At 71.4% G+C, this 17,248-nt stretch carries 20 protein-coding genes; 12 read left to right on the forward strand and 8 right to left on the reverse strand.

Features of this window, described 5'->3' with window-relative positions:
- Positions 1-119: 119 nt before the first annotated feature.
- Positions 120-305, reverse strand: coding sequence for a hypothetical protein (locus tag AB0M93_RS41755; RefSeq protein WP_091303901.1), 186 nt, complete (start codon positions 303-305; stop codon positions 120-122).
- 144 nt (positions 306-449) lie between these two features.
- Complete coding sequence (locus AB0M93_RS41760) at positions 450-662, reverse strand: BldC family transcriptional regulator (protein ID WP_003081896.1); 213 nt, start codon at positions 660-662, stop codon at positions 450-452.
- Between the two features lie 279 nt (positions 663-941).
- Between AB0M93_RS41760 and AB0M93_RS41765 the strand changes: the two genes are divergently transcribed.
- Genes AB0M93_RS41765 through AB0M93_RS41775 form a run of 3 tightly spaced genes read left to right on the forward strand, consistent with a single transcriptional unit; the run spans position 942 to position 2,775 of the window.
- On the forward strand, positions 942-1,415 hold the full coding sequence (locus tag AB0M93_RS41765; RefSeq protein ID WP_360263461.1) for an Lrp/AsnC family transcriptional regulator: 474 nt from the start codon (positions 942-944) through the stop codon (positions 1,413-1,415).
- 11 nt (positions 1,416-1,426) lie between these two features.
- Entirely contained in the window at positions 1,427-1,696 is a 270-nt protein-coding gene (locus AB0M93_RS41770) for a DUF4229 domain-containing protein (protein ID WP_364285145.1), read from the forward strand.
- Positions 1,693-2,775: a PLP-dependent cysteine synthase family protein gene (locus AB0M93_RS41775; RefSeq protein WP_364285147.1), complete on the forward strand. Its 1,083-nt coding sequence runs from the start codon at positions 1,693-1,695 to the stop codon at positions 2,773-2,775. The genes AB0M93_RS41770 and AB0M93_RS41775 overlap by 4 nt, the downstream gene beginning before the upstream one ends.
- Here the strand turns inward: AB0M93_RS41775 and AB0M93_RS41780 are convergent.
- The 4 genes from AB0M93_RS41780 to AB0M93_RS41795 all read right to left on the reverse strand — a co-directional run bounded on the left by AB0M93_RS41780 (position 2,772) and on the right by AB0M93_RS41795 (position 5,932).
- Entirely contained in the window at positions 2,772-3,644 is an 873-nt protein-coding gene (locus tag AB0M93_RS41780; RefSeq protein ID WP_364285149.1) for a 1,4-dihydroxy-2-naphthoate polyprenyltransferase, read from the reverse strand. The genes AB0M93_RS41775 and AB0M93_RS41780 overlap by 4 nt on opposite strands.
- A gap of 49 nt (positions 3,645-3,693) precedes the next feature.
- Positions 3,694-3,831 (reverse strand): hypothetical protein, encoded by a 138-nt coding sequence (locus tag AB0M93_RS41785; RefSeq protein WP_354821323.1) that lies wholly within the window; start codon positions 3,829-3,831, stop codon positions 3,694-3,696.
- A 66-nt stretch (positions 3,832-3,897) separates the two neighbouring features.
- Entirely contained in the window at positions 3,898-5,007 is a 1,110-nt protein-coding gene (gene menE / locus AB0M93_RS41790; RefSeq protein WP_364285340.1) for an o-succinylbenzoate--CoA ligase, read from the reverse strand.
- A 1-nt stretch (position 5,008) separates the two neighbouring features.
- Entirely contained in the window at positions 5,009-5,932 is a 924-nt protein-coding gene (locus AB0M93_RS41795) for a 1,4-dihydroxy-2-naphthoyl-CoA synthase (protein WP_364285151.1), read from the reverse strand.
- A 57-nt stretch (positions 5,933-5,989) separates the two neighbouring features.
- Between AB0M93_RS41795 and menD the strand changes: the two genes are divergently transcribed.
- From menD to AB0M93_RS41810, 3 genes are all read left to right on the forward strand, one after another.
- Entirely contained in the window at positions 5,990-7,666 is a 1,677-nt protein-coding gene (gene menD / locus AB0M93_RS41800; RefSeq protein WP_364285153.1) for a 2-succinyl-5-enolpyruvyl-6-hydroxy-3-cyclohexene-1-carboxylic-acid synthase, read from the forward strand.
- 121 nt (positions 7,667-7,787) lie between these two features.
- Positions 7,788-9,332: a M1 family metallopeptidase gene (locus tag AB0M93_RS41805; protein ID WP_364285155.1), complete on the forward strand. Its 1,545-nt coding sequence runs from the start codon at positions 7,788-7,790 to the stop codon at positions 9,330-9,332.
- A 22-nt stretch (positions 9,333-9,354) separates the two neighbouring features.
- A complete protein-coding gene (locus AB0M93_RS41810; protein ID WP_364285156.1) occupies positions 9,355-9,795 on the forward strand; it encodes a DUF3592 domain-containing protein in 441 nt (146 codons plus the stop codon).
- A 224-nt stretch (positions 9,796-10,019) separates the two neighbouring features.
- On the opposite strand, the gene AB0M93_RS41815 is transcribed toward AB0M93_RS41810, so the two are convergent.
- On the reverse strand, positions 10,020-10,577 hold the full coding sequence (locus tag AB0M93_RS41815; protein ID WP_364285158.1) for a GNAT family N-acetyltransferase: 558 nt from the start codon (positions 10,575-10,577) through the stop codon (positions 10,020-10,022).
- Positions 10,578-10,608: 31 nt separating this feature from the next.
- Entirely contained in the window at positions 10,609-11,439 is an 831-nt protein-coding gene (locus tag AB0M93_RS41820) for an inositol monophosphatase (protein WP_364285160.1), read from the reverse strand.
- A 177-nt stretch (positions 11,440-11,616) separates the two neighbouring features.
- On the opposite strand from AB0M93_RS41820, the gene AB0M93_RS41825 reads away from it, so the two are divergent.
- From AB0M93_RS41825 to AB0M93_RS41850, 6 genes are all read left to right on the forward strand, one after another.
- Positions 11,617-12,687 (forward strand): glycosyltransferase family 1 protein, encoded by a 1,071-nt coding sequence (locus AB0M93_RS41825; RefSeq protein ID WP_364285162.1) that lies wholly within the window; start codon positions 11,617-11,619, stop codon positions 12,685-12,687.
- A 2-nt stretch (positions 12,688-12,689) separates the two neighbouring features.
- Positions 12,690-13,793, forward strand: coding sequence for a glycosyltransferase (locus tag AB0M93_RS41830; RefSeq protein ID WP_364285164.1), 1,104 nt, complete (start codon positions 12,690-12,692; stop codon positions 13,791-13,793).
- A 22-nt stretch (positions 13,794-13,815) separates the two neighbouring features.
- On the forward strand, positions 13,816-14,505 hold the full coding sequence (locus AB0M93_RS41835; RefSeq protein WP_364285166.1) for a demethylmenaquinone methyltransferase: 690 nt from the start codon (positions 13,816-13,818) through the stop codon (positions 14,503-14,505).
- A 10-nt stretch (positions 14,506-14,515) separates the two neighbouring features.
- On the forward strand, positions 14,516-15,802 hold the full coding sequence (locus AB0M93_RS41840) for a geranylgeranyl reductase family protein (RefSeq protein ID WP_364285168.1): 1,287 nt from the start codon (positions 14,516-14,518) through the stop codon (positions 15,800-15,802).
- A gap of 470 nt (positions 15,803-16,272) precedes the next feature.
- On the forward strand, positions 16,273-16,692 hold the full coding sequence (locus tag AB0M93_RS41845; RefSeq protein ID WP_364285170.1) for an NADH-quinone oxidoreductase subunit A: 420 nt from the start codon (positions 16,273-16,275) through the stop codon (positions 16,690-16,692).
- A 4-nt stretch (positions 16,693-16,696) separates the two neighbouring features.
- Positions 16,697-17,245 (forward strand): NADH-quinone oxidoreductase subunit B, encoded by a 549-nt coding sequence (locus AB0M93_RS41850; RefSeq protein WP_003081859.1) that lies wholly within the window; start codon positions 16,697-16,699, stop codon positions 17,243-17,245.
- Positions 17,246-17,248 lie beyond the last annotated feature (3 nt).

The following is a 17,248-nucleotide window of genomic DNA, read 5'->3' on the forward strand; positions in this document are numbered from 1 at the left end:
CGCGGCGGGCCCCCCCCCCCCGCCCCCGCGGGCCCCCGCCCGCGGGGGGGGTGGGGGTTTGGGCCTTTAACCCCCCCCAAACCACCACACGACAGCCGTGGTGAAGGTAACGGGGCGGGCTAGAGGTCTTCGTCCCGGCGTTTGCGTTGCTGTTCGGCCAGCTGGCGCAGGAAATCGGGGTCGTCGTCCGGGGCGAGCGGGGCCCGGCGCGGAGCCGACGTCACCCCGATCCGCTGGCCGGCGAACGACCGCCACAGGAGCAGGGCGACGACCAGCGCGCCGACCGCCGCGAGCAGAGCGAGCATGCCGGATCCTTCCGTATGGCTGCCTGTCCACCGAGGTTAACCCGCGCGGCCGTGTGGTGGGTCTGAAGCGGGCCGGGAATACCCGAAGGCCGCGCGGGGACGGGGTGGTCCCGTACCCCGACACGGCCCCCGTGTGCGGATGGTTCAGGCGTTGCGCGCCGGTTCGCTCGCGTCGGTGGTCAGCTCGGCCAGGAGCTCGTTCACCTCGGACTCCCGGAACCGCCGGTGCCCGCCCGGGGTGCGGATCGAGCCGATCCGGCCCGCGGTCGCCCACCGCGTCACCGTCTTCGGGTCCACCCGGAACAGCGCTGCCACCTCGCCTGGGGTGAGCAGGCGTCCGCCCATCGTCGCGGTCATTTTCCGCCTCCTTAACGAACTCACTGCTATACCGGAGGCGTCCGGGCCCTTCTGCCCGTCGCGCCGGGGTAGCCAACAAGGCAATCGTTGCACTTCACCCGTCGGGTACTCGAACGGTTGTCCACGAGTAAAGAGCCCTTAAAGGTCAAAACGGACAGATTGCTTACCCTTGGCAACTACCGTGCGGTGACCTGACGTGCGTAGACGCCGTCCCGGCCGGTCGGCGGCAGGCGGGCGTGGTGCCAATGGGGGATTGTCCAACCGCATAGAGTGATCCCTGTGGATCAGTTGGACCGGAAGATCATCGCAGCGTTGCGCATCAACGGACGGGCCACTTACGCCGATCTCGGACGAGCCGTCGGGCTCTCCGCGTCATCGGTGCACGAACGCGTGGGCAAGCTCGAAGCCGCCGGGGTGATCACCGGCTACCACGCGGTCGTCGACCCCAACTCGGTCGGTCTCGGCGTCACCGCCCTCGTCAGCATCCACCCGACCGACACCGCCACGGAGGACGACGTCGCCGACGCGCTCGCCGAGCTCGACGAGGTCGAGAGCTGCTACGCGGTGGCCGGGGACGAGGCGTTCGTCGTCAAGGTGCGCGTGCCCACGGTCGACGAGCTGGAGCGCACGCTCGGCAGGCTCCGCCGCATCCCCGGCGTCGGGCGGACGAACACCACCGTGGTGCTTTCGACGCGCTTCGAGGGCCGCCCGAACAACGCGGGCCTGCAGAAGGACCGCTCGGGCGGGGCGTAGCCTGCGTCGATGTGAGCAACAACCTGCCCCGTGACCTGACGCTGTACCTGCTGGCGCGGTTCGTGCTGGTCGCGGTGATCGCCTGGGCGCTGTCCCTGGCCGGGGTGCCGCTGCTGGTCGCCCTGGTCATCGGCCTGGTCGTCGGGCTGCCGCTCGGCCTGCTGCTGTTCCGCCCGCTCAACGCCCGCGTGACCGCCGGGCTGGCGAAGCGCAACGAGAAGCGGGCCCGCGCCCGTGCCGAGCTGCGCGCGCAGCTGCGGGGGGACGGGCAGCCGGAGTGAGCCGCCCGCACAACCGCAGCTGGGTCCGCGAGGCCGTCCGGATCATCGAGGCCGACGCCAACCGCAGCGCCGACACGCACCTGCACGTCTTCCCGCTGCCCCCGGAGTGGGGCATCGACCTCTACCTCAAGGACGAGTCGGTTCACCCGACCGGCTCGCTCAAGCACCGGCTGGCGCGGTCACTGTTCCTCTACGGGCTCGTAAACGGCCAGATCGGGCCGGACACCGTGCTCGTCGAGGCATCCAGCGGGTCGACCGCGGTGTCCGAGGCCTACTTCGCCCGGATGCTCGGCCTGCGCTTCATCACCGTCGTGCCGCGGCGCACGTCGAAGGAGAAGATCGCGCTCATCGAGTTCTACGGCGGTGAGTGCCACTACGTCGACGAGGCGCCGGCGATGTACCCCGAGGCGGAGCGGCTCGCGGCCGAGTCCGGCGGGCACTACCTCGACCAGTTCACCTACGCCGAGCGCGCGACGGACTGGCGCGGCAACAACAACATCGCCGAGTCGGTGTTCGCGCAGATGCGCTCGGAGCGCCACCCGATCCCGAAGTGGATCGTCGTCGGCGCGGGCACCGGCGGCACGAGCGCGACCTTCGGCCGGTACGTCCGCTACAAGCGCCACACCACGAAGATCTGCGTGGTCGACCCGGAGAACTCGTCGTTCTACGGCGCCTGGGAGACCGGGGCCCTGGACTACGGCACCGGCATGCCGTCGCGGATCGAGGGCATCGGGCGGCCGCGCTGCGAGCCGTCGTTCGTCCCCGGCGTCATCGACGAGATGTTCCGGATCCCCGACGCCGGCTCCCTGGCGGCGATCCGGCTGCTGCGCGAGCGGACCGGGCACTGGGCGGGCGGCTCGACCGGCACCAACCTCTACGGCGCGTTCCGGCTGATCTCCCGGATGGTCGAGGACGGCCAGGCCGGGAGCGTCGTGACGCTGCTGTGCGACGGCGGCGAGCGGTACGCGCACACCTACTACAACGACGAGTGGCTGACGCAGCAGGGCTTGGACCTGGCGCCGCACACGGCGTTGTTCGAGGAGTTCCTGGCGACCGGGAAGTTCGTCCCGGAGAGCTAGACGTTCAGTGCGTAGGCCGCGAGGAGCGCCCAGGCCAGCATGGCCAGGCCGGTGTCGCGCAGCGCGGGGACGAGGTCGCGGCCGGTCGCGTCGCGGAGGATCGCGTTGACGGAATGGACCAGCAACGCGGCGCTGATCAGGGTGACCGAGATCAGCGAGTCCGTGGTGAACTGCAGGACCACGGTGAGCACGTACGGCACCGCGATCAGCGCCAGGTAGAGCCGCCGGGTGCCCTGGTCGCCCAGGCGGGTGGCCAGGGTCCGCTTGCCCGCCTCGACGTCCGTGGGGATGTCACGCAGGTTGTTGGCCGTCAGGACCGCCGTCGAGAAGCAGCCGACCGCGATCGCGCACGCCAGCGCCGGCCAGCTCACCCGGTCCGCCTGGACGTACACCGTGCCGAGGACGCCGGCCAGGCCGAAGAACACGAACACGGCGATCTCGCCGAAGCCGTAGTAGCCGTAGGGCTTCTTGCCGCCGGTGTAGAACCAGGCGCCGAGGATGCACAGCGCACCCATCGCCAGCAGCCACCAGTGCCCGCTGACGGCCACCAGCACCAGGCCGAGCACCCCGGCCAGGCCCAGCGCGACCAGCGCCGCGGTCAGCACCGCCTTCGGCGCGGCGACCTTCGAACCGACCAGCCGCAGCGGGCCGACGCGGTTTTCGTCCGTGCCGCGGATGCCGTCGGAGTAGTCGTTGGCGTAGTTGACCCCGACGATCAGCGAGAGGGAGACCAGCAGCGCCAGCACCGAACGCCACCACGAGAACGCGTCCAGCGCGATCGCCGCGCCGACGCCCGCCACCACCGGCGCCACCGCGTTCGGCAGCGTCCGGGGCCGGGCCCCTTCGATCCACTCGCTCAAGCTCGCCATGGCGCCATTCAACGCCATGGCGATCATTGCCCCGCGGGAACCCGGGAACTCAGTCCGAGGTCGGTAGCTGCCAGACGAGGGAGCCGCTGTTGGGGTCCACACTGTCGGCGAGGGCCGCGCTCGCGGGCAGCAGGATGCCCAGCGTGACGGCCGTGGCGACGAAGGCAGTTCTGATCCAGCGCGTCATGGTGAGTAGCCAAGCGGGCGCACCCTGTGCGTGTCAACGAAGTACCGCCATTCAGCCGCGCAACCGCTACTGAAGGCGGGTCTTGACGGCCACCCGGTCGATCTTCCCGGGGCCCCGGAGGGGCAGTTCCGGTGCGAATTCGATGCGCTTGGGAGTGGCCGCCGCGCCCAGCTCGGCGCGGACCGCCGCCCGCAGGTCCCCGTGTTCGCCTTCCGGGACGACCAGCGCGACCACCGCCTCGCCCCACTCCGGATCCGGCAGGCCGACGACGCAGGCGTCCCGCACTCCCGGCTGCGCGCACAGGCACCGCTCGATCGCGTTCGCCGACACCTTCACGCCGCCGGTGTTGATCATGTCGTCGGCCCGGCCGAGCACCTCGATCCGGCCGTCGTCGTGGCGGACCCCCCGGTCCGACGTCGTGAACCAGCCGCCCGAGAACGCCTCCGCGGTCAGCTCCGGCTGCCGCCGGTAGCCGTGCGCGAGGACGTCCCCGGCGATGCGGATCCGGTCACCCGAGACGTCGACGCGGACGCCGTCGAGGGGAACGCCGTCGTAGACGCAGCCGCTCGCCGTCTCGCTCATGCCGTACGCGGGCACGATCCGGACGCCGGCGTCGGCGGCGCGCTCCCGCAGGCCCGCGGACGTCGCCGCCGCGCCGACCACGATGGCGTCGAACGTCTTCGCCGCGGCCAGGCCCGCGCCGCCGTCGTCGAGCAGGCGGACCAGCTGGGTCGGCACCAGCGCCGTGTACCGCGGGCCGCCGTGCAGCCGGGCCGCCGCGGCGGCGAAGTCGTCCGGCCGGAAGCCGCTGCCGGTCAGCAGCGCCGGGGTCGTCCCGGCCAGCAGCGACCGGACCAGCACCTGCAGGCCGCCGATGTAGTGCGCCGGGGTGGCCAGCAGCCAGTGCCCCGGCCCGCCGAGCCGCGCGTGGGTGGCCTCGGCGGACGCGGTCAGCGCGCGGGCGGACAGCAGGACGCCCTTGGGCGCGCCGGTCGAGCCCGACGTGGCGATGACCACGGCGGTGCCCGGCTCGGCGGGCTCGTCCGGCGCCATGGCGTCACGCAGCGCGGGGTCGGTGAACGGCAGCACCGCCGGGCCGCCGTCCAGCGCGTCCGCGACCGCCCTGGTCAGGGCGTCGAGGGCGGCGGGCGAGCCGTCGAGGTGGACCGGGAGCAGCTCAGTAGTAATAGGGGACGTCCTTGAAGTCGGGGTCGCGCTTCTCGAGGAACGCGTCACGGCCTTCGACGGCCTCGTCCTGCATGTACGCCAGCCGGGTGGTCTCGCCGGCGAACAGCTGCTGGCCGACCAGGCCGTCGTCGGTGAGGTTGAACGCGTACTTGAGCATCCGCTGCGCCGTCGGCGACTTGCGGGTGATCTCCCACGCCCAGTTCAGCGCCTCTTTTTCCAGGTCGGCGTGCGGGACGACCGCGTTGACCGCGCCCATGTGGTGCATCTGCTCGGCGGAGTACTCGCGGCCGAGGAAGAAGATCTCGCGGGCGAACTTCTGGCCGACCATCTTCGCCAGGTACGCCGAGCCGTAGCCGCCGTCGAACGAGCCGACGTCGGCGTCGGTCTGCTTGAACTTCGCGTGCTCGGCCGAGGCGAGGGTGAGATCGCACACGACGTGCAGGGAGTGCCCGCCGCCCGCGGCCCAGCCCGGCACCACCGCGATCACCGGTTTCGGCATGAACCGGATCAGCCGCTGGACCTCGAGGATGTGCAGCCGGCCGGCCCGCGCGGGGTCCACCGTGTCGGAGGTCTCCCCGCTCGCGTACTGATACCCGGAGCGTCCGCGAATACGCTGGTCACCACCGGAACAGAACGCCCACCCGCCGTCCTTGGGCGACGGGCCGTTCCCGGTGAGCAGGACACAGCCGACGTCGGCGCTCATCCGGGCGTGGTCCAGCGCCCGGTAGAGCTCGTCGACGGTGTGCGGCCGGAAGGCGTTGCGGACCTCCGGGCGGTCGAACGCGATCCGCACGACGCGTTTGCCGCCACGGCTCTCAGCGGAGCGGTGGTAGGTGATGTCGGTGAAGGCGAAACCTTCGACCTCGGTCCACGCGGCGGGGTCGAACAGCTCGGAAACTCGGGCGTCATCCACGTTTGGGAGAATAGGACCTGTGGACACATCTGATCTCGACGCACCTGGAGCCTGCCGGTGAACCCTTCCACCGCGCAGGCCAGGGTCATCGTCGACGAACTCGTCCGCAACACCGTTTCGCACGTCGTCCTCTGCCCGGGCTCCCGCAACGCGCCGCTGTCGATCGCGCTCTACGACGCGGCGGCGGCCGGGAAGCTCCAGCTGCACGTCCGCATCGACGAGCGCGGGGCCGCGTTCCTCGCCCTCGGCATCGCCGCCCGCACCGGCCGCCCGGTGGCGGTGCTCTGCACGTCCGGCACCGCGGCCGCGAACTTCCACCCGGCGGTCCTGGAAGCCGACCGGGCCGGCGTCCCGCTGATCGTCATGACCGCCGACCGGCCGCCCGAGCTGCGCGCGGCCGGGGCGTCGCAGGTCATCGACCAGCACCAGCTCTACGGTGACGCCGTCCGCTACTTCGACGAGCTGGCCGTCGCCGAGCGGCGGGCCGGGCAGAACTCGTACTGGCGCAGCCAGATCTGCCGGGCCTGGAACGCCGCCTACGGCGAGTGGCGCTGCGGGCCGGTGCACCTGAACATCCCGTTCCGCGAGCCGCTCGTGCCCGACCTGGACGACGACGGCGAGTGGTACGAGTCCCTCGACGGCCGCCCCGACGGGTCTCGCTGGACCGAGCTGCCGGACTTCGGCGCGCTGCCGTCGTTCGTGGTGCCCTCGGCGCGCCACGGCCTGGTCATCGCGTGCGACACCGGCGTCCAGGCGGCCAGCGAGTGGGCCGAGCAGCACGGCTGGCCGGTGATCTCCGAAACCGGCGGGATCGGGCTGTCCGGCGGCACGGCGATCTCGTCCGGGGTGTGGCTGCTGGCCGTGGAGGAGTTCATCAGCAAGCACAAGCCGGAGCAGGTGCTCTGCCTCGGCCGGCCGACGGTGTTCCGGCAGATCCAGAAGGTGCTCTCGGACGCCGACGTCGAGGTGCTGCTGGTCCGCCCGGATTCGGACTGGCCGGCGCCCGCGCACAACGTCCGGCAGGTCGGGCAGTGGTTCGACGAGCCGACCAAGCCCGCCGACCCGGAGTGGCTGGCCGGCTGGCGCCGCGCCGACGCCGCGGCCGCGGGCGCGGTGGCGTCGATGCTGGCTTCGGAGCCGTGGCCCAGCGGCCTGCGGGTGGCGACCGAGCTGGTGGACGCGCTGCCGCCGGACTCGCTGCTGGTCGTCGGCTCGTCCAACCCGACGCGGGACGTCGCGCTGGCCGGCCGGCTGCGCCCCGACGTCCTCGTGCACCGCAACCGCGGCGTCGCGGGTATCGACGGCACGGTGTCGACGGCCATCGGCGCCGCCTACGTGCACCGGGGTCCGTCGTACGCGCTGCTGGGCGACCTGACGTTCCTGCACGACGCGTCGGGGCTGCTGACCGGGCCCGCCGAGCAGCGGCCCGACCTGACGATCGTGGTGCTCAACGACGACGGCGGCGGCATCTTCTCCCTGCTGGAGCAGGGGGCGCCGGAGCACTCGGCGAGCTTCGAGCGCGTCTTCGGCACCCCGCACGGCGCCGACCTGGGCGCGCTGTGCGCGGGCTACCGCGTCCCGCACGTCGTCGCGGAGACGCTGACGGAGTTCCGGGCGGCGCTGGCGCCCGCGCCGGGCCTGCGGGTGGTCGAGGTGCGGGTGGACCGGTCGCAGCACCGCGACCTGCACGCCCGCCTGCGCGCGGCGGTGTCGGCCGCGGTGTCGGCGAGCTGACGTCAACCGCTTTCCGGGTGGTTTCCCAGCAGGCAAGAAACCTCCCTTCGGCTGTTCCTGGGTGGTTGTCACCTGGCTACGTTCGAGCGCGCTGCTTCTCACTCCTGCAGGAGGAATTCGAATGCGTGCAAGAACGCGCACCGGTCTCGGTGCGCTCGCGGCCGGCGTCGTCTCGGTGCTGCTCGCGGGCACCGCGAGCGCGGCGCCGTCGCCCGGCGCCCCCGGTGCCGGCGACCCGTACTACCCGAACGCCGGCAACGGCGGCACCGACGTGCTGCACTACGACATCCGGCTCAGCTACCAGCCCGCGACCGACGTCCTGGCGGGCACGACGACGCTGCTGCTCACCGCGACGCAGGACCTCTCGCGGTTCGACCTGGACTTCGCGCTCAAGGCGTCGAGCGTGCGGGTGAACAACCGTCCCGCCCAGTTCACGAACCAGACCGGCAACGGCGAGCTCGTCATCACGCCGGCGCAGCCGCTGCTCAAGGGCCAGACCGCGACCGTCGTCGTCGCCTACTCGGACACGCCGTCGACCGAGACGGTGGACGGCCTGAACGCGTGGAAGAAGGGCGCCTTCGGCGCGCTCGGCATCGACGAGCCGCAGAGCTCGGCGTGGTGGTTCCCGGCGAACGACCACCCGACCGACAAGGCGACCTACGACGTCTCGATCGAGGCGCCGGACGACAACGCCGCCATCTCCAACGGCACCCTCGTCCGCAAGACGAAGAGCCGCGCGGGCTGGACCCGCTGGCAGTGGCGGAGCACGAAACCGCAGGCCACGTACCTGACGTCGTTCATCGTCGGCAAGTACGAGGTCGTCGAGTCGACCACGCCGGACGGCAAGCCGTTCATCACCGCCTACGGCGCCGACCTGGGCGACTCGCTGTACGCGGCGAAGGCCAGCGTCGAGCGGACGCCGGAGATCGACGAGTTCCTGGCGACCCAGTTCGGCCCGTACCCGTTCGAGGCCGAGGGCGGCGTCGTGACCAGCGGCATCGGCTTCTCCCTGGAGAACCAGACCCGGCCGACGTATGGCGTCCGCAACTTCCGCGCGGGCTCCAACACGACGCTGATCGCGCACGAGAACGCCCACCAGTGGTTCGGCGACAACGTCTCGCTCGGCCGCTGGAGCGACATCTGGCTGAACGAGGGCTTCGCGTCGTACGCGGAGTGGCTGTGGTCCGAGCACGAGGGCGAGGGCACAGTCGCGGAGCTGGCGCAGTACACGTACGACTCGAACCCGGCCGACGGCGACCTGTGGAAGCTGGTCCCGGCCGACCCGGGCGCGGACAACCAGTTCGACAACGCGGTGTACGACCGGGGCGCGCTGGCGCTCCAGGCCCTGCGGACGGCGGTCGGTGACCAGGCGTTCTTCGCCATCCTGCAGACGTGGCAGGCGCAGCGGGGCGGGTCGACCGGGCGGATCCTCGACTTCATCGCGCTGGCGGAGAAGATCTCGGGCAAGCCGCTGCACGACCTGTTCCAGACGTGGCTGTACACGGCGGGCAAGCCGGCGGTGGGCCCGAACGGGGCTGCCGCTCCGGCTCTGCGCGCTTCGGCTGCGGGTTCGGCTGCGGCTTCGGTTCCGGCTTCGGTCAAGCCGAAGTCGTTCGATCAGATCCAGGCGAACCACCGGTTCCTCGCCGCCGGGCACGTGGGCTGAGCGGGACCGCTACGCTCGCGGCGTGAGCACGAGAGGTGAGCGGGTGAGGCGCGTCGGGTGGTGGGTCATCCTCGGCGTCGCCTCACTCCTCACCGTGATGTGCATTTGCCTGGTCTTCGCGGCGATCCGCAACGACAGCGCGATCTCTTCGCAGCTCGGGACGGCGACGGCCACGGTGGATTCGGTCGCGTTCGACCGGACGATCATCCACTTCGAGACCCCTGATGGGATCGTGCACAGCCCGGCGAACGGGGTGCTGTACCCGGATGGGCTGGCCGCTGGGCAGCTGGTGCGGATCGAGTACGACGCTTCGGATCCGGAGCTCGCTCGGGTGGCCGGGCGGTCGGCGACCTTGACGTTGCTGCCGCTGGGGAGCTTTGTGTTCTTCACCTGGCTGGTGGCCGGGCCTGCGCTTTGGTGGATTCGGCGGCAGGGTCGGCGGGCTGCTGCTGTGGCCGTCTGAAGGCCATTTTGTGGTTCCCCGCTCCTCGTCTTTGATTGTTCAACACCGGAGAGCCGGCCTCAAGGGCGCCTTCGGCGTCGCTTCGCGATGAGCAAGCTCACCCTTGACCCCGGCTCTCCGGTGCTGACTGCGGCTGGGACGAGGGGCGGGGGAGGTGTAGGGCGGGTGGTTGGTTCGGGTTGCTGGTGCGGCTTTGGTGGGTGGCCTTTGGTGCTTTGGGTGACTCAGGCCCGCGTCTCCAGCCAGTGTTCCCGGGTTATCTCGTACTCGACCTCGCCGTGCTCCGTTCCGGGAAGCACTACTTCGTACTCCTCGGCCGAGACGAATGTCCGTGCGAACGTCATTCCGGCCGAGGCCATCGTTGCGCGTGAAGGCGTGTTGACCGCCATTGTCTGGGCGAAGATGCGGTTCAGGCCCAGCTCCTCGAATCCGTAGCGGATCAGTTCGCGTGCACCTTCGGTGGCGTATCCCTGCCGCCAGTGGCGGCGCAGCAGGCGGTAGCCCAGCTCGGCCTCGCCCTCGGTCTTCGGCTGGTCCGGGCCGTGGGGTGGGCGCAGGATCCACCAGCCGATGAAGTCGTCGCCCGTGAAGCCCATCCAGAAGCCGAATCCCGGGGCGGTTTCCTTGCGGCGGTGGTGCGCCTGCTCGACTTCGGTCCAGGTTGCCGCGCGGCCGGTGAGGTAGCGCATCACCTCGGGGTCGGAGTCCAGCTCGTACTCCAGCTCCAGGTGCTCGTCGGCCAAGGGCACCAGGGTGAGGCGCTTTGTGTGCAGCGTGGGCATGCTCCGATCCTCGCCGCGCGCGCAATCCGTTTTAGCCCGCTGTCTCCTGCCACCAGCCGAGGACCTCGTCCGCCACCCCCGGTGCCGCCACCAGCAAGCCGTCCGTTGGCAGTGCCGTGTCCTCGCCGTGCTTGTCCAGCACCACCGCGCCCGCCTCGATCGCCATTGCCACCGAGCCCGCCACGTCCCACTCGTGGTAGCTGTGCAGCACTGCCGCCGCCGCGTGGCCCAACGCCACCTGGGCGATCGACAACGCCGCCGAGCCCAGCACCCGCACTCCCGCGTGCGCCGCCGCCGCTCGCTCGATGAAGCCGCCCATTCCCGGCCACGGCCCTCGCCGCGCGAATTCCGTGCAGACCAGCGCCCCCGCCGTCACGCAGCGGTCCTGGAGCTTGACCGGTTTGCCGTTCGCGCGGGCTCCGCGGCCGCGGGCCGCCGCGTAGATCTGGGCCCGGTACGGGTCCGCCACCACTCCCACCACCGGGCCCGCCGCGTCCACCAAGGCCAGGCTGTACGCGCACCACGGGACTCCGGCCACGTAGTTCGCCGTGCCGTCCACCGAGTCGACCACCCAGCGGTACTCGGCGACGTCCGCGCCGTGGTCGGCGCCGAACTCGTGGCCCACCACCGGGATGCCCGGGAACTCCGCCGTCAGGACGCGGCGCGTGTGGCGCTCCAGGATGCGGTCGGTGTCGGTGACCCAGTCGAACGGCGAATCCAGGGTCGAAGGGTGGGCGCCGCGGCCGGCGGTCGCGGTGATCACGTCGGTGGCGTCGTTGGCCAGCCGCCCGGCCACTTCGAGCGCCCTCGACAGCAGGCCGGGCTCGACGGGCCGCGGCGGCCGTGAGGACAAGAGGGTCATGCCTGCTTAGTCTGGGCCACCCTGGTTTCCGGCACACGACCTTGAGATGACATGTCGTAGCCGATCTGTTCCGGCAGCGTTGGCCGCCGTGTCACGCGGTCGCCAGGATCGGGTGCGATCGTCCAGGACGTGCGAGTCGCCATAGTCACCGAAAGTTTCCTGCCCCAGGTGAACGGCGTGACCAACTCCGTCCTGCGGGTCGTCGAGCACCTGCGCGAACGCGCCCACGACGTGCTGATCATCGCCCCCGGCCCGGGCCCGGACTCCTACCGCGGCGCCCCGGTGGTCCGGATCCCCGCGCTGGACTTCCCCGGCGTGAACTCCCTGCCGATCGGCGTGCCGACGCGCACGGTGCTCAACGCGCTCACCGCGTTCGGCCCGGACGTCGTCCACCTGGCCTCGCCGTTCGTGGTCGGCGCGCGCGGGCTGGCGGCGGCGAGACGGCTGCGCGTCCCGTCGATCGCCGTCTACCAGACCGACATCGCCGGGTTCGCGGCCGCGTACGGCTTCGGCATCGCCGCGCGCGCCGCGTGGCGCTGGGTGCGGCGGCTGCACTCGCGGGCCGACCGGACACTCGCCCCGTCGAGCGACTCCGTCGAGCAGCTGGAGCTGCACGGCGTCCCGCGGGTGCACCGCTGGGCGCGGGGCGTCGACATCGAGCGCTTCTCGCCGGACCACGCCGACGCGGCGCTGCGGGCCGAGCTGGCCCCGAACGGCGAGCTGCTCGTCGGGTTCGTCGGCCGGCTGGCGCCCGAGAAGGAGGTCGACCGGCTGGCCGCGCTGGCCGGGATGCCGGGGATCCGCGTGGTCGTCGTCGGCGACGGGCCCGAACTCGAGAACCTCAGGGGGCAGCTGCCCGGCGCGGCCTTCCTGGGTGCGAAGTACGGCGATGACCTCTCGAAGGCGTACGCGAGCTTCGACGTCTTCGTCCACACCGGCCCGCACGAGACGTTCTGCCAGGCGGTGCAGGAGGCGATGGCGTCCGGCCTGCCGGTGCTCGCGCCGGCCGCCGGTGGCCCGAAGGACCTCGTCCTGCCCGGCCGCACCGGCTACCTGCTGCCCGCGGACCGCGAAGACTTCGGCCCGGCGCTGGTCGAGAAGGTCGACGCCCTGCGCGACGCCGCGTTGCGGGCGAGACTCGGCGACAAGGCGCGCAAGGTCGTGCTCGGCCGGACCTGGCCCGCCGTCTGCCACGAGCTGATGGGGCACTACGAAGCCGTGCAGGGCCGGGCCGCCCGCGCGGCCTGACCATGCACATCGTCCAGCTGGCGAACTTCTACGGGCCGCGCTCGGGCGGGCTGCGCACCGCGCTGCACCACCTCGGCGCCGGGTACGTCGCCAGCGGGCACGAGGTGACGCTCGTGGTGCCCGGCACCCGGTACGCCGACGAGGTCCTGCCGACCGGGGTGCGCCGGTTTTCCCTGCCGGCGCCGAAGATCCCGGGCACCGGCGGCTACCGGGCGGTCGACCCGCACCGCGTCCGCGCGGTCCTGCGAAGGCTCGAGCCCGACCGGCTGGAGGTGTCGGACCGGCTGACGCTGCGGGGGATGGGTGGCTGGGCGCGGCGGCACGGCGTACCCAGCACGGTCATCTCCCACGAGCGCCTCGACCGCCTGCTGGAGCAGTTCCTCCTGCCCGAGCCGGTCGCGCGCCGCGTCGCCGACGTCGCCAACCGGCGGATGGCGGCCAGCTACGACACGGTCGTCTGCACGACGGCGTTCGCCCGCGCGGAGTTCGACCGGATCGCCGCGCCGAACGTCCGCCGCGTGCCGCTCGGTGTCGACTTGGCGACCTTCCGGCCCGCCATGCGCGACGACGGCTGGCGCACGGACCTGGCCTCCGGCGCGGACGCCCTGCTCGTCCACTGTGGACGGCTCTCGCCGGAGAAGCACGTGGAGCGCAGCGTGGACACCGTCGCTTCGCTGACGGAGGCGGGGGCGAACGTGCGGCTGGTGGTGGCGGGTGACGGGCCGCGCCGACGGGCCCTGGAACGCCGGGCGCGCGGGCTGCCGGTGACGTTCCTGGGGTTCCTGTCCGGCCGCGGCGACGTCGCGAGGTTGCTGGCCAGCGCGGACGTCTCCCTGGCGCCGGGCCCGCACGAGACGTTCGGGCTCGCGGCCCTGGAGGCACTGGCGTCGGGGACGCCGGTCGTGGTGTCGGCGTCGTCGGCGCTGCGGGAGATCGTGCGTCCCGGCTGTGGTGCGGCGGTCGACGACCACGCGCCCGCGTTCGCCTCGGCCGTCACGAGTCTCCTGGACAGCCCGGAGGAGGCGCGGCGCGCTGCGGCCCGGGCGCGGGCGGAGGAGTTCAGCTGGCCCGCGGCGGTGGCCGGGATGCTGGCGACCTTCCGCTGAAGCAGCGGACTAATCTCAGGTCATGTCACGCGCAAGCCTGGACAAGGACCCGCACGAAGTCGCCGCGATGTTCGACGGCGTCGCGTCCGGGTACGACCGGGCGAACTCGTTCATGACCTTCGGCTTCGACCGGCGCTGGCGCACCACCACCGCCCGCGTGCTCGACGCCCGCCGCGGCGAGAAGGTCCTGGACCTCGCCGCGGGCACCGGCGTGTCCACCGTCGAGTACGCCCGTGGCGGCGCCTGGTGCCTGGCCGCGGACTTCTCGTTCGGCATGCTCCGCGCCGGCAAGCACCGGAACGTGCCGATGGTTGCGGCTGACGCGCTCAACCTGCCGTTCGCCGACGAGAGCTTCGACGCCGTGACGATCTCGCTCGCGCTGCGCAACTTCGTCGACCCGAAGGCGGCGCTCACCGAGATCGCCCGGGTGGTCAAGCCGGGCGGCCGGCTGGTGATCTGCGAGGTCTCGACGCCGCCGTTCGCCCCGATCCGGTTCGTCCACCGGCGGTTCATGCTGAAGCTGCTGACCTGGGTCGGCAAGCGGACGTCGTCGAACCCCGAGGCCTACTCCTACCTGGCCGAATCGATGCTGACCTGGCCCGACCAGCGCACGCTCGGCGAGATCATCGCGAGCGCGGGCTGGACCGACGTCGAGTGGTTGAACCTCACATTCGGCGTCGTGGCGATCCACCGCGCCCGGAAGCCCGCATAAACTCGCGGCCATGAGCCGTCGTACCGCAGACCAGGACGCCGAAGTCATCGTCGTCGGCGCCGGACCCGCTGGTTCCACCGTGGCCACGTACTTGGCGCGGGCGGGCGTCGACGTCCTCCTGCTGGAGAAGACCGAGTTCCCCCGGGAGAAGGTCTGCGGCGACGGCCTGACCCCTCGCGGCGTCAAGCAGCTGATCGACCTGGGCATCGACACGAGCGAGGACGCGGGCTGGGTGCACAGCCGCGGCCTGCGGATCCTCACCGGCGACCTGACGCTGGAGCTCGACTGGCCGGACCTGACCAGCTACCCGCCCTACGGCGTTTCCCGCACCCGCCACGACTTCGACGACCTCCTCGCGAAGCTCGCGGTGAAGGCCGGTGCGCGGCTGTACGAGCGCACGACCGTCACCAGCGCGATCACCGACGCGACCGGGCGTGTGGTCGGCGTCGAGGCGAAGGTCGGCCCGGAGAAGACGCCGGTGCACTACCGCGCGCCGCTCGTCCTGGCCTGCGACGGCGTGTCCGCGCGGCTCGCGCTGAGCGTCGGCATCCAGAAGAACGAGAAGCGCCCGATGGGCGTGGCCGTGCGCCAGTACTATAAGAGCCCGCGCCACGACGACCCGTTCATCGAGGGCCACCTCGAGCTGTGGGACCGCTCCGACCCGCGGGACCCGAAGCTGCTGCCGGGCTACGGCTGGGCGTTCCCGCTCGGCGACGGCACGGTCAACGTCGGCCTCGGCATGCTCTCGACGTCGGCCTCGTTCCGGAACACCGACTACCGCGCGCTGCTGCGCCAGTGGCTCGACGGGACGCCGGAGGAGTGGGGCTACCGCGAGGAGAACGCGATCGGCAAGGTCGGCGGCGCCGGCCTCCCGATGGGCTTCAACCGCACCCCGCACTACCGCGACGGCCTCCTGCTGCTCGGCGACGCGGGCGGCATGGTCAGCCCGTTCAACGGCGAAGGCATCTCGGCCGCGATGGAGTCCGCGCAGATCGCCGCGGAGGTCGTCGTGCAGGCCCTGGCGCGGCGCGAAGGCCCTTCGCGGGAGCGGGCGCTGGAGGCGTACCCGCGGGCCGTGGGCGAGCTGATGGGCGGCTACTACCAGCTCGGCAACGTCTTCGCGAAGATCATCGGCAAGCCGAAGATCATGCACGCCTGCACGAAGTACGGCCTGCGCATCAACAAGCTCCTGCCGCTGGTCTACAAGGGCCTGTCGGGCTGCTACGACGCCAAGGGCGGCGACGGCGTCGACCGCCTCATCGCGGCCCTCGCGAAGGCGACCCCGAGCCCGCGCTGACCCCACTCCCAAAGCGGCACTTTCACGTGAAAGTGCCGCTTCCTGCGCGCGCGCGGACACACGAGTGGCCTAGCAAGTTGGCCGTGCGGTCAGTGGGATAGATCACAGGTCAGCGCCCGTTTTGTCCGGCCGGATCGCGATCTTGGACGCCTTTCGCGCAGGTCGCGCGCGCGGCGTTGCCGAGCCGTGACAACGATGGCGCCGGAACTTAGGCGACCCTTATAACACGGGGTACTAGGGACAAGAGTGTGAGTCGCGTCCTAGACTCCCTCCATGCTTTGTGAATCGCTTCACATCCGCGACGAGTGGCTTGTGAACTATTTCACAAGCAGCCCCCGGTCCAGCCACGGGCCGTAAGGAGACCCTGACCCTCGGCGGTGTGACCCAGGTCCCTTAGGGTGCCGACGAGGCCCAGCGGTTCCCCACCACAAGCACAACCGCAGCGGCGCGGAAAGGATGGCGAAGACCCCGTGCTGACGTTGCTGACCCGGACCGACACGGTGCAGCTGGCGCAAGAGGCCCCGAGCCTGAAGCCCTACCTGCCCTTGGTCCTGTTGTTCGTGCTGGCGCTCGGTTTCGCCGTGCTGTCGGTCCTGCTCGGGCCGCTGGTCGGCCCCAGCCGGTACAACAAGGCCAAGCTGTCCGCCTACGAATGCGGCATCGAGCCGTCCCCGCAGCCGCTCGTCGGCGCCGGGCGGATGCCGGTCGCGTACTACATCACCGCGATGATGTTCATCCTGTTCGACATCGAGATGGTCTTCCTCTACCCGTTCGCCGTGCAGGCGGACGCGCTGGGCACGTTCGGCCTGGTGGAGATCCTGCTGTTCATCGCGACGGTCGGCTTCGCGTACGCCTACGTGTGGCGGCGCGGCGGCCTGGATTGGAACTAGACCCATGGGCCTGGAAGAAAAACTCCCCAACGGCATCCTGCTGGCCAGCCTCGAAGGCCTCGTCAACTGGGCGCGCAAGAACTCGCTGTGGCCCGCGACCTTCGGCCTCGCCTGCTGCGCGATCGAGATGATGACGGTCGGCGGTTCCCGCTACGACATCGCCCGCTTCGGCATGGAGCGCTTCAGCGCGACGCCGCGGCAGGCCGACCTGATGATCGTCGCCGGGCGCGTCACGCAGAAGATGGCCCCGGTCCTGCGCCAGATCTACGACCAGATGGCCGAGCCGCGCTGGGTGCTCGCGATGGGCGTCTGCGCCTCCTCCGGCGGCATGTTCAACAACTACGCCGTGGTCCAGGGCGTCGACCACATCGTGCCGGTCGACATGTACCTGCCCGGCTGCCCGCCGCGGCCGGAGATGCTGCTGGACGCGATCCTCAAGCTGCACGCCAAGATCCAGGACGAGCCGATCAACGCCCGCCGCGCCGCCATCCGCGCCGCCAGCGGGGAGCGCACCGAGCTCGTCGCGTCGTCGATCAAGTACGCGAAGAAGTAGAGC

The sequence above is a fragment of the Amycolatopsis sp. NPDC051102 genome (assembly GCF_040682815.1).
In the GTDB taxonomy this organism is placed as follows: domain Bacteria; phylum Actinomycetota; class Actinomycetes; order Mycobacteriales; family Pseudonocardiaceae; genus Amycolatopsis.